10 protein-coding genes are annotated in these 12023 nt (G+C 66.8%); 2 read left to right on the forward strand and 8 right to left on the reverse strand.

What is annotated here, in order from left to right; genetic code table 11:
* Window positions 1-313: 313 nt before the first annotated feature.
* Window positions 314-2125 (forward strand): flavin-containing monooxygenase, encoded by a 1812-nt coding sequence (locus ACZLZY_RS13365; protein WP_472934467.1) that lies wholly within the window; start codon window positions 314-316, stop codon window positions 2123-2125.
* Between the two features lie 520 nt (window positions 2126-2645).
* Here the strand turns inward: ACZLZY_RS13365 and moeB are convergent.
* The 8 genes from moeB to mutM form a co-directional block, all read right to left on the reverse strand.
* Window positions 2646-3539: a molybdopterin-synthase adenylyltransferase MoeB gene (moeB, locus tag ACZLZY_RS13370; RefSeq protein WP_472934407.1), complete on the reverse strand. Its 894-nt coding sequence runs from the start codon at window positions 3537-3539 to the stop codon at window positions 2646-2648.
* Window positions 3536-4654 carry a DNA replication/repair protein RecF gene (gene recF / locus ACZLZY_RS13375; RefSeq protein ID WP_472934468.1) on the reverse strand — a complete coding sequence of 373 codons (1119 nt, stop codon included), beginning with the start codon at window positions 4652-4654 and terminating at the stop codon, window positions 3536-3538. The genes moeB and recF overlap by 4 nt, the downstream gene beginning before the upstream one ends.
* Window positions 4655-4824: 170 nt before the next feature.
* Window positions 4825-5943, reverse strand: coding sequence for a DNA polymerase III subunit beta (gene dnaN, locus ACZLZY_RS13380; RefSeq protein WP_472934408.1), 1119 nt, complete (start codon window positions 5941-5943; stop codon window positions 4825-4827).
* Between the two features lie 226 nt (window positions 5944-6169).
* Window positions 6170-7657 carry a chromosomal replication initiator protein DnaA gene (gene dnaA, locus ACZLZY_RS13385; protein ID WP_472934409.1) on the reverse strand — a complete coding sequence of 496 codons (1488 nt, stop codon included), beginning with the start codon at window positions 7655-7657 and terminating at the stop codon, window positions 6170-6172.
* Between the two features lie 104 nt (window positions 7658-7761).
* Window positions 7762-8193 carry a rhodanese-like domain-containing protein gene (locus ACZLZY_RS13390; protein ID WP_472934410.1) on the reverse strand — a complete coding sequence of 144 codons (432 nt, stop codon included), beginning with the start codon at window positions 8191-8193 and terminating at the stop codon, window positions 7762-7764.
* Between the two features lie 638 nt (window positions 8194-8831).
* The gene (gene rpsT, locus ACZLZY_RS13395) at window positions 8832-9110 is read right to left on the reverse strand and encodes a 30S ribosomal protein S20 (protein ID WP_472934411.1); all 279 of its coding nucleotides are present in this window, start codon (window positions 9108-9110) and stop codon (window positions 8832-8834) included.
* Window positions 9111-9291: 181 nt separating this feature from the next.
* Window positions 9292-10065 carry an enoyl-CoA hydratase gene (locus tag ACZLZY_RS13400; protein WP_472934412.1) on the reverse strand — a complete coding sequence of 258 codons (774 nt, stop codon included), beginning with the start codon at window positions 10063-10065 and terminating at the stop codon, window positions 9292-9294.
* 141 nt (window positions 10066-10206) lie between these two features.
* Complete coding sequence (gene mutM, locus ACZLZY_RS13405) at window positions 10207-11109, reverse strand: bifunctional DNA-formamidopyrimidine glycosylase/DNA-(apurinic or apyrimidinic site) lyase (RefSeq protein ID WP_472934413.1); 903 nt, start codon at window positions 11107-11109, stop codon at window positions 10207-10209.
* Between the two features lie 134 nt (window positions 11110-11243).
* Between mutM and ubiE the strand changes: the two genes are divergently transcribed.
* Complete coding sequence (ubiE, locus tag ACZLZY_RS13410) at window positions 11244-12023, forward strand: bifunctional demethylmenaquinone methyltransferase/2-methoxy-6-polyprenyl-1,4-benzoquinol methylase UbiE (RefSeq protein WP_472934414.1); 780 nt, start codon at window positions 11244-11246, stop codon at window positions 12021-12023.

The raw sequence follows: 12023 nt of genomic DNA on the forward strand, positions 1-12023 counted from the left end.
CTGGCGCTGCCGCCCGACGCGCCGATCTCCCCCCTTGAGGGGGAGATGCCGGCAGGCAGAGGGGGGTGAACCGCTGCCCACGCCCGACGTCTTCACTTGCCGCCGTCGATGGACCCCCAGCGCCCTACGGCGCCCCCCTCTGGCCTGCCGGCAATCTCCCCCTCGAGGGGGGAGATCGGCTCATCCTCCGACACTTGCTGCAACGCATCAGCATTTTTCCGCCCGCTCTTCGCACCCGCAAGATGGACAAGCCGGGCCCGCACGGTCGATCCTTGCCGAAAAGCATTCGGGGAGGAACGGCATGAGCGAGACCATGGAACGGCCGGCGGTGGTATCGAGCCCGGCGCGCGGGGCGGTCGAGGCTTGGCTGGCGGCGTTCGAGGCGGCGTTGGTTGCGGGGGACGCGAAGGCGGCCGCTGCTTTGTTCAACGCCGAGAGCTACTGGCGCGACCTCGTCAGCTTCACCTGGAACATCAAGACCGTCGAAGGTCCCGAAGGGGTCGAGGACATGCTGTCGGCGGTCCTTGCCGACGTGAAGCCGCGGCACTTCCGGATCGAGGAGGAGCCTTCGGAGGCCGGCGGCGTCACCGAGAGCTGGATCACCTTCGAGACGGCGGTGGCCCGGGGCCGCGGCCATCTCCGGCTGAAGGACGGCAAGGCCTGGACCCTCCTCACGACCATGACCGAGCTGAAGGGGCACGAGGAGAGGATGGGCGAGCGCCGCCCGATGGGCGCCGAGCACGGATCGGCAAAGGGGCGCACATCCTGGCTGGAGCAGCGGCAGGCGGAGGCCGAGGCGCTCGGCCGCACCACCCAGCCGGAGGTGGTGGTGATCGGTGGCGGCCAGGGCGGCCTCGCGCTCGGCGCGCGGCTGCGCCAGCTCGGCGTATCCACCATCATCGTCGACAAGCATCCGCGGCCCGGCGACGCCTGGCGCAAGCGCTACAAGTCGCTCTGCCTGCACGACCCCATCTGGTACGACCACCTGCCCTACATCGATTTCCCGAAGAACTGGCCGGTCTTCGCCCCGAAGGACAAGATCGGCGACTGGCTGGAAATGTACGCCAAGGTGATGGAGCTCAACGTCTGGAACTCCACCGAGGCGAAGACGGCGCACTGGGACGAGGCGAGCAAAGAATGGAACGTCACCGTCGTCCGCGGCGGCGAGGAGATCACGCTTCGCCCGAAGCAGCTGGTCTTCGCCACCGGCATGTCGGCGAAACCGAACCTGCCGACCTTCAAGGGCATGGAGCGCTTCAAGGGCGAGCAGCACCATTCCTCGGTGCATCCGGGCCCGGACGCATGGGCCGGCAAGAAGGCCGTGGTGATCGGCTCCAACAATTCCGCGCACGACATCTGCGCTGCCCTCTGGGAGGCCGGCGCCGACGTCACCATGGTGCAGCGCTCGACCACCCACATCGCCCGCTCCGAGACGCTGATGACCGAGAGCCTCGGCCCGCTCTACTCCGAGCAGGCGCTCGCCAACGGCGTCACCACCGCCAAGGCCGACCTGATCTTCGCCTCGCTTCCCTACCGGATCATGCACGAGTTCCAGATCCCGGTCGCCAACCGCATGCGCGAAGTCGACGCCGAGTTTTATGCGGCGCTCGAGAAGGCCGGCTTCATGCTCGACTTCGGCGCCGACGGGTCCGGCCTGTTCATGAAGTACCTCCGCCGCGGCTCCGGCTACTACATCGACGTCGGCGCCAGCCAGCTGATCATCGACGGCAAGATCAAGCTGAAGAGCGGCGTCGAGGTCGAGGAGATCACCGAGACCGGCGTCAAGTTCGCCGACGGCTCGGAGCTTCCCGCCGACCTCATCGTCTACGCCACCGGCTACGGCTCGATGAACGGCTGGGTCGCCGACCTCGTCGACCGCGAGACCGCCGACCGGGTCGGCAAGTGCTGGGGCCACGGCTCGAACACGCCGAAGGATCCCGGCCCCTGGGAGGGCGAGCAGCGCAACATGTGGAAGCCGACGCAAGTGGAAGGCCTCTGGTTCCACGGCGGCAATCTGCACCAGTCCCGGCATTACTCGCAGTTCCTGGCGCTGCAGCTGAAGGCGAGGGCGGCGGGGATCGCGACGCCGGTGTACGGGCTGCAGGAGGTTCATCATAAGGGGTGAGGGGGGTGGCATGTAGCGCAGGCTATGGTACCCGCCGGCCGATGCGGCGCGTACCTGCCTTCCCTCACCATCCCAAGCTACCGGCGGCATCTGCCATTCCTTCAATGTATGCCCAGCTTTCCCCTCGTCATCCCGGACTTGATCTCTGCGAAACCGAGGTTTCGCTGGGATCAAGTCCGGGATGACGAACTTCAAACTTGGCACCTTCTCCTACGACGCTCACCCCTTCGCCACCCGACGCCGGTACCGCACTGTCTCGAACCGCATCTCCAGCGCGTCGACCATCAGCAGCTGCCCTGCCTCCAGCGTTTGCCAGGGCATACCCACCTTTCCCTCGTCATCCCGGACTTGATCCGGGATCCATTCCAAACCGTTGAACGAACGGGGAAAGGGGCGACATTCACTTCTGAAGCGGACCATGACGGAACCGCGGAGGAATGGATCCCAGCGAAACCTCGGTTTCGCAGAGATCAAGTCCGGGATGACGAAGTTTCGACCTTGGCACCCTCTCCTACGACGCTCACCCCTTCGCCACCCTTCGCCGGTACCGCACCGTCTCGAAGCGCATCTCCAGCGTGTCGACCATCAGCAGGCGGCCGACCAGCGGATCGCCGATGCCGCAGGCGAGCTTGATGGCTTCGGTGGCGGCAAGGGTCCCGAGGATGCCGGTGACGACGCCGAGGATGCCGGCCTCGGCGCAGGAGGGGACGAGGCCCGCCGGGGGCGCTTCGGGGAAGAGGTCGCGGTAGCCGGGATGGCGCACGCCGGCTAGCGACGTCGCATAGGGCATGAGCACCGTCAGCGAGCCGGAGAAGCGGTTGACCGCCGCCGTCACCAGCGGCCGTTCGGCGTCTTCGCAGAGGTCGGCGAGGGCGTAGCGGGTGGAAAAATTGTCGGAGCCGTCGATGACGAGGTCGTAGGCGGCGACGATATCAGCGCCGTTGGCGGCGTCGAGGCGCAGCTTGTGCGGCACGATGGTGACGTGCGGGTTGATCGCGGCGACCGCTGTGGTGGCGCTGTCGAGTTTCGAGCGGCCGATGTCGGCGGTGCCGTGCAGCACCTGGCGCTGCAGGTTGGAGAGCGAGACCGTGTCGTCGTCGGCGATGCCGATCGTGCCGACGCCGGCGGCGGCGAGATACAGCACCACCGGCGAGCCGAGCCCGCCGGCGCCGATCACCAGCATCTTCGCCCGCTTCAGCCGCTGCTGGCCGGGGCCGCCGACCTCCGGCAGCACGATGTGGCGGGCGTAGCGGGAGAGTTCGTCGGCAGACAGAGGCGCAGGCGGATCTGCGGAGGGTTGTCCGGATATCGGAACCAGCGGGGCCTCGGCGACGGGGATAGTCTTAGCTCGGACGGCGGGGCCGGCGGGGTCAGCTGGGCCGGCGAACCCAAGCGGAGGATTTCGCTGGCTCATGAGATCGTCCCCTGGTCGACCGTCAGGTGCTGCGCGCGGTCGCCGAGCGCGTCGAACAACGCGGCATCGGTGCCGGTCATGAAGGCCTGCACGTCGAGGCGCTCGATGATGTCGAAGAGGCCGGCGCGGCGGCCGGGATCGAGGTGGGCGGCGACCTCGTCAAGGAGCAGCACGGGTCCGATGCCGCTCATCGCCCGGACGAGGCCGGCATGGGCGAGCACGAGGCCGATCAGCAGCGCCTTCTGCTCGCCGGTGGAGGAAAGGGCCGCCGGCATCGCCTTGGCGCGGTGGGTGATGAGGAGATCGGCGCGGTGCGGGCCCTCGAGCGTGCGCCCCGCCGCGCGGTCGAGCGGCCGTTGCCGGGCGAGCCGCTCGGCGGCCTCGTCCTCGAGGTCGACGGCGGGCCGGGCGAGATCGTCGAAGCCGTAGCCGCTGGTCAGCGCCAGGTCCGCCTTCGGAAACGGGCTGTCGTCCGTCGAGGCGCCGATCATCGTTCTCAGCAGGCCGACCAGCTCGTGCCGGGCGATGGCGATGGCGATGCCGAGCTCGGCAAGCTGCGCCTCGAGGCCGGCGAGCCAGGCATCATCCTGTCGCCCGTCCGCGAGCAGACGGTTGCGCTGGCGCATCGCCCGCTCGTAGTCCAAGGCTCTGCGGCCATGCGCGGGATCGACGGTCAGCACGAGACGGTCGAGGAAGCGGCGCCGGTCGCCGGAGGGACCGGTGAAGAGGCCGTCCATGGCCGGCGTCAGCCAGAGGATGCGGAGATGGTCGAGCAGCTCGTCGGCCGATTTCGCCTGCGTCTCGTCGATGCGCACGGTGCGGGCGAGGCCGTTGCCCGCCTCGGGGCGGACGAGGGTGGCGAGCTGCAGCGTGTCGTCGCCGGCGGTCAAATCGGCGCGGACCGAAAAACCGCCGCTGCCGCCGGCGCGGATCATGTCGGCATAGGCCGCCCGGCGAAGGCCGCGACCGGGGGTCAGCAGCGAGACCGCTTCCATGAGATTGGTCTTGCCGGCGCCGTTGTCGCCGGCCAGCACCACGAAGCGCGCGGCGAGATCGACCTGCAGCGCAGAATAGTTGCGGAAGTCGACGAGGCGGAGCGCCGAGAGATGCGACATGGTCTTGCCGGTGGGGACGGGCGGAGCATGGGCCGGCCCCGAGACGCCGTCGTCATCCGCGCGGGCATTGTCGTGGCGGACGATCGGGATAGCGGTCTCCACAGCTGGGACACCGGTCTTCGCGACCGCGACCGAGGTCTCCGCGATCGGGATCGGGAGGGCGGTGCCCGTCACACCCGCATGGGCATGAGGACGTAGAGCGTGCCGTCGTCGCCACCGTCCTTGATCAGGGTCGGCGAGCCGGGATCGGCGAGCATGAAGACGGCGGTGTCGCCGGAGAGCTGCCCGGTGATGTCGAGGAGATAGCGGGCGTTGAAGCCGATCTCGATGTCGTCGGACTCGTAGCCGACGGCGAGCTCTTCCGTCGCGGTGCCGGCGTCCGGGCTGTTCACCGTCAGTGTCAGCTGGCCGTTGGTGACGGCGAGCTTCACCGCGCGGCCGCGCTCGGACGAGATGGTGGAGACGCGGTCGACGGCGGCCGAGAAGGTCTGCCGGTCGAGCGTCAGCTCCTTGTCGTTGTTCTGCGGGATGACGCGCTGGTAGTCGGGGAAGGTGCCGTCGATCAGCTTCGAGGTCATCACCACCGGGCCGATGGTGAAGCGGATCTTGGAATCGGAGAGCTCGACGAGGATCTCGTCGTCGCCACTGTCGAGAAGCTTCTGCAGCTCGCCGACCGTCTTGCGCGGGATGATGATGCCCGGCATGCCCTCGGAGCCGGCAGGCGCCTCCATCTCGGCCCGCGCCAGGCGATGGCCGTCGGTGGCCACCGCGCGCAGGCGCAAAGTGCCGTCGGACTCGATGGTGTGGAGGAAAATGCCGTTGAGGTAGTAGCGCGTCTCCTCGGTCGAGATCGCGAACTGGGTGCGCTCGACGAGGCGGCCGAGGGCCGAGCCCTTGAGCTTGAACGTGTGCGAGAAGACGCCGGCAGTGATGTCGGGGAAATCCGATTCGGGCAGGCACTGCAGCCGGAAATTCGAGCGGCCGGAGGTCACCGTCATCTGGTTGCCGTCGGCATTCGTCGCGAGCTTCACCTCCGAGCCGTCCGAGAGCTTGCGGACGATGTCGTAGAGGAGGTGCGCCGGCACCGTCGTCGCGCCCTCCTGCTCGCCGTTCGCCGCGACCGTTTCGGTGATCTCGAGGTCGAGGTCCGTCGCCTTCAGCCTGAGCGCCCCGTCCTCGGTCTTGACGAGGACATTGGACAGGATCGGGATGGTGTTGCGCCGCTCGACCACGCGGTGGACATGGCCCAGCGTCTTCAGAAGGTTGGAACGCTCGATGATGATACGCATGGGAGACAACCATTTCGTTCGGGGGAGCGCCGGCATCTCGTCGCGGACAGCGCTTAGGCGCCGGCGTTTCCCCGCGGGAGTGCGAACCTTTTAGAGGCTGCGGCACGGCTTGAAAAGCCTTGCGGCAGACAGTCGAGACAGATGCGCCGGCGGCCCGCAGAAGCGGGGCGCCGGCGCTGGTTCGATAAGGCTGTCGGCCCGCCGAAACCGGCGGGGCGCGACAGGCCTATTCCTCGATCATGCGGCGGATGAGGTCGAGCTCCTCGCCGAGCTTCTCGTCCTTGGCGCGCTCGCCTTCGATCTTGCGCACGGCGTGCAGCACCGTGGTGTGGTCGCGCCCGCCAAAGCGGCGGCCGATCTCCGGCAGCGAGCGCGGCGTCATGGTTTTCGCCAGATACATCGCGATCTGGCGCGGCCGCACGATGGTGCGGGTGCGGCGGGCCGAGAGGATGTCGGTGCGTGTCACGTTGTAGTGGCGCGAGACGAATTTCAGGATGTCCTCGATGCGAATCCGCTTCTCGCCATTGGTGCGGGTCAGCGAGTTCAGGAGGTCGTCGAGGTGGTCGGCCGACAGCGGCTGGCCGACGGCGTGGCGGAAGGCGATCTGGTTGAACGCGCCCTCGAGGTCGCGGCCGGAGCCGATCACCCGGCGAGCGATGGTGTCGACCACCTTCTCGTCGATCAGAAAGCTCGGATCCTCGACCTTCAGCGCGTCGACGCGGGTGGTGAGGATCTCCTTGCGCATGTCGAAATCGGGCGAGACCATCTCGATGGCGACGCCGCCCGACAGGCGCGAGCGCACCCGAGCATCCAGCGACTCCAGCTCGAAGGCCGGGCGATCGGCGGCGACGATCACCTGGCGGGCCGAGTCGATCAAAGCGTTGAGGAGATGGCAGAACTCCTGCTGGATCGACTTTCCCTGCAGGAACTGCATGTCGTCAATGATCAGGATGTCGATGCCGCGCAGATTCTCCTTGAAGTCGAGCGCCTGGTTGTCGCGGATCGCGGTGGCAAAGCGCCACATGAAATATTCGGCGGTGAGGTAGACGACGCGCGGCTGGTCGGCGCGCCGGGTCGCGGCATTGGCGATCGCCTGCAGGAGGTGGGTCTTGCCAAGGCCGACATTGGCGTGGACGAAGAGCGGGTTGAAGCGGACCGACTGCGGGCCGTTTTCGGCGATCGCCTTGGCGGCGGCGAGCGCCACGCGGTTCGAGGTGCCCTCGACGAAGGTGTCGAAGACGTAGCGGTTGTCGAGCGGCGAGCCGAAGGAGGTGCCGTTGTGGTGGCGGTCGCGGGCCGAGAAGTCGGCCGTGCGCTCCAGCGCCGGATGCGAGGCGTGGCTGGCGGCCGGCACGTCCATGATGCCCGGTCCGCGCGCGGCCGGCTTGGCGATCTCCGTTACCTCGCGCATCGCCTGGTTGGCGGCCGGCCCGCTGCGCACGGCGGTGCGCACGGCAATGTCGACCTTCAGCGTGCCCGGCACTTCCTCGGCGAAGATGGCCAGCAGCATGTCGGAATAGTGCGAGTTGATCCAGGTCTTCAGGAAGGCGGTCGGCACCGACAGGCGGACGGAGCCCTTGCCCATCTCGTCGATCTTCATCCGCTCGAACCAGCTGGCATAGATGTCCTTGCCGAGCTGTGCCTGCAGGCGGGCCTTGACGCGCAGCAAGATCTCGCCGTCGCTCTTGGGTCCGACTGCTTGCATTTCCGTCATTCCGTTACCCGTTCCCTGTCCCTGCGGGACCGTTTTCTGTTCGACCGAGGCCGACCGCATGAAGGGCAGCACTAAGGGTGACCGCACCGTTGCCGCGACAGCGCTCATCGCTGCGCCCAGGGCAGTTCCGTGGCTTTCCAGCCGGCGGTCGTCCCGCGGTGACCCTCGTCGTCCGGCGGTCCCTCGAAGCCGTCGAGGACGTTGTAGCAGTTCTGAAAGCCGGCGGCGGTCAGCGCGGCCGCGCTGGCCATGCTGCGCACACCCGACCGGCAGAGGAAGTAAAGCTTCGATGCCTCGCTGCCACCGAGCTCCGCAACGCGGGCGGCGACCTTCTCGGCAAAGCGCGGATCGACGGCCATCGAGGGGAAGACCTGCCATTCCTGAAACAGCTGGCGCTCGGACGCGGGAAGGCGGGGGAAGCCGACATAGGTCCATTCGGCGGACGTGCGGACGTCGATCAGGAAGGCGTCGGCCTGTTGGCTGACGGCTTCCCAGCAGGCGCCGACGGTGACGTCGCCCGAATATGGAGTGCTCATGGAAAATCCCCCGGCAGCAAGGTCCTGTCCGGACCCGCTTGCATGTCTTCGAAATATCGTTGGTATGGCTCGGGTTAAGATGCCCGAAATACTTGCCAAAGCCTTAAGGCTCGGCACCTTCTGACTTGCTGAAGGATTTAAGATATTCTGGGGCTGATGAACTTACTGGAAAACACGCTTCGTCCCCACGTTTCGTCTTTTCGCTCTCTTGCCTGAGGTTTGAAACTACGCAAGCGCCAGCGCTCGGGCAAGCCGAGTCTTCGATGAATCGTTGAACGGGTGGGGCCGGTGTGGCGGACTCGTCATGCGCGCAAGAGGGTGGCTGGGGGTAATCCCCTGATTCCTCTGGAAAATCATAAACCCGCCAAACTAAACCCGGGGGACAAGGTTTAAATTTTGGGAATCTTGTAGAGGCCCGCTTGACTCAAGGGCTTACGAAAATTTGGTTAGCCGACCCCACCGCCGGAAATGACGACCTGTCGCAACGTATTGAAATAAAACGAGAAATTATGTCGTCGACGGCAGAGGTCGATACGGCGGCAACCTGCTGATGACAGTGGCGTGACACGCCTCTAAATGCGCCATGAATCAAAAAGGCCCGGCAGAGCCGAGCCTTTCGAACAGAAGATGTAGGCGTGTTACGCGGTCGCGGCTTCGCCCGTGCTCTTCACCCGGCCCGACAGGCGCGAGATCTTGCGGGAGATGGTGTTCTTGTGGAACACGCCGCGCGAGACAGCGCGCATCAGCTCGGGCTCGGCAACCTTGAACGCGGCCTGGGCAGCATCCTTGTCACCCGACAGGATGGCTTCCTCGACCTTGCGCAGGAAGGTCCGAACGCGCGAGCGGCGGTTCTTGTTGACCTCGGTGCGGCGGGCGATCTTGCGCGTGGCCTTCTTGGCCGATGGCGTATTGGCCATGACTGGACTCTCTTGTCTGTGGTTGCCGGGGGCCTGCAGCCTTGGTCCGGACCGGACCAGAGCGCGAGCACATACGGCCCCTTATGGCGCCGCCGAATATCGAGCGGCTTATAGGCAAGCCGCGCGGCTGCGTCAACATCTAACCGGGCCAGCGGCCGTGCCCGATCGCGATTTTCGCCGATCAGCGGTTCCGGAAAACCGCCGGCCGCTTTTCGATGAAGGCCGCCATGCCCTCGCTCTGGTCGTCCAGCGCAAAGGTCGAGTGGAACAGCCTGCGCTCGAAACGCAGTCCTTCGGCAAGAACGGTCTCGAAGGCGCGGTTGACGGACTCCTTGGCCATCATCACCGAGGGCTGCGAGAAGCCGGCGATCTTCTCGGCCGCAGCAATCGCTTCCTTCAACAGGTCGGCCGCCGGGACGATGCGCGCGACGAGCCCGCAGCGCTCGGCTTCGACGGCGTCCATCATCCGGCCGGTGAGGACGAGGTCCATCGTCTTGGCCTTGCCGATCGAGCGCGCCATGCGCTGCGTGCCGCCCATGCCGGGCAGGACACCCAGCGTGATCTCGGGCTGGCCGAAACGGGCATTGTCGGCGGCGATGATGAAGTCGGCCATCATTGCCAATTCGCAGCCGCCGCCGAGCGCATAGCCGGCGACGGCGGCGATCATCGGTTTGCGGAAGCAGGCGACCTCTTCCCAGCCGCGGGCAAAATCGTCGGCATAGGCCTCGACGAAGGAGAGGGCCTGCATCTCCTTGATGTCGGCGCCGGCGGCAAAGGCTTTTTCCGATCCGGTCAGCACCACGGCGCCGATGGCGTCGTCGAGGCCGAGAAGGCGGAGGGCGTCGAGGAGCTCGGCGAGCAAGGTCGCGTTCAGCGCGTTGAGGGCTTGCGGACGGTCCAGCGTCACCAACCCGACCCGGCCGCGGGTCTCGACCCGGATCGTCTCATAGGCCATCGACCGTCTCCCTCAACTCACCGCGCGGCATTTATAGCTGAACTCTTGGCGCGCCGCATTCCGCGAGGCGCCAGATCACAGGCGCCGAAGATAGCGGTTCGGCCGCGCCCGGCAAGCGTAGGCCCTCGCGGGGCCGCCGCGCTATCCCTGGCAGACCGGGCAGAAAAACGTCGAGCGGCCGGACTGCACCACCCGCCGCACGATGCCGCGACAACCCTCGTGCCGGCAAGGCTCGTCTTCGCGGCCGTAGACCGCGAAGCTGTGCTGGAAATAGCCGAGGGAGCCGTCGGCCTGGCGGTAGTCGCGCAGCGACGAGCCGCCGGCGGCGATGGCGTCGGCGATGGTCTCGCGGATCTGCACGGCGAGGTTGTCGAGCCGCACCGTCGGGCGTCCGTCCTTCTTCACCAGCGTGCCCGCGAGCCGGCGCGGCGACAGGCGGGCACGCCACAGCGCCTCGCAGACATAGATGTTGCCGAGGCCCGCGATGATCTTCTGGTCAAGCAGCACCGCCTTCAACGGCGCCGCCTTGCCGGCGAACAGCGGCGCCAGCAGCGCCCCGTCCAGCGCATTGCCGGTCGGCTCGATGCCGAGGCCCTTGAAATGGGGGTGCGCGGCAAGGTCGGCGGCCGGCTGCAGCGTCATGTAGCCGAAACGGCGGGGATCGTTGAAGACGATCGACAGCCGGCCCCATTGCGGCTGCTCGATGTGGAAGAGAACGTGATCGTGCGTGCGGCTCTCGGACCTCGGGTGGTGGAACACGCCGGGAGTCAGCGTGTCGTCGGAGGTCTCGATGCGGAACGAGCCGGACATGCCGAGGTGCATCGCGAGGACGAGGTCGGCGGGCGTGTCGGCGACATGGGCGAGCAGATATTTCGCCCGGCGCGACAGGCTGTCGATCCGCCGGCCCTCCAGCCGCGCGGCAAATCCGTCGGGGAGGGGAAAGCGCAGGTCCGGCCGGCGCAGCTCGACCCGGCGGATCACGGCACCCTCCATGAAGAGCTGCAGGCCGCGGCGGACGGTCTCTACCTCTGGCAATTCTGGCATGGCTGATTAAGTCCTCGGGCAGGGCATGGCGCTGCAGACATGGCCTCTTCGGCGAGGTTCCGCTAGAGGATCGGTCGAAGCCGGCCGTGGCGGGCCTTTTCCGCCGGACGAACCCGTAACGAGATGGACTTCCAATGTCGCAGAGCCGAGTGACCGGTGCCGAGGGAATGGAAACCACCTATGGCTTCCAGGCCGTGGGCGGCGCCGAGGAGAAGCAGGCGCGGGTGAACGAGGTCTTCCACCGCGTCGCCGAGCGCTACGACCTGATGAACGATTTGATGTCGGGCGGGCTACACCGGGTGTGGAAGTCGGCGATGGTGAACTGGCTGGCGCCCTCCAAGCGTCCGGGCTGGACCTTTCTCGACGTTGCCGGCGGCACTGGCGACATCGCCTTCCGCATCATTGAGGCCTCGCGCGGCGAAGCGCGGGGCACGGTGCTTGACATTAACGGCTCGATGCTGGCGGTGGGCGCCGAGCGGGCGGCCAAGCTGAAGCTCGACGACAAGCTGACCTTCATCGAGGGCAATGCCCAAAGCCTCGGCCTGCCCGATCAGAGCTTCGACGCCTACACCATCGCCTTCGGCATCCGGAACGTCCCGCGCATCGACCTCGCGCTTGCGGAAGCCTACCGCGTGCTGAAGCCCGGTGGCCGGTTCCTTTGCCTCGAATTCTCCGAGGTCGACATGCCCGTGCTCGACAAAGTCTACGAGGCCTGGTCGTTCAAGGCGATCCCGGCGATCGGCAAGGCGGTGGCGGGCGACCGCGAGTCTTATGAGTATCTGGTGGAGTCCATCCGCCGCTTTCCCAACCAGGCGAATTTCGAGACGGCCATCCGCAGTGCCGGCTTTGAGCGGGTGACGCATCGCAATTTCTCCGGCGGCATTGCGGCACTGCATTCCGGCTGGAAGCTCTAG

The organism is Mesocryomonas lacus (genome assembly GCF_055730135.2).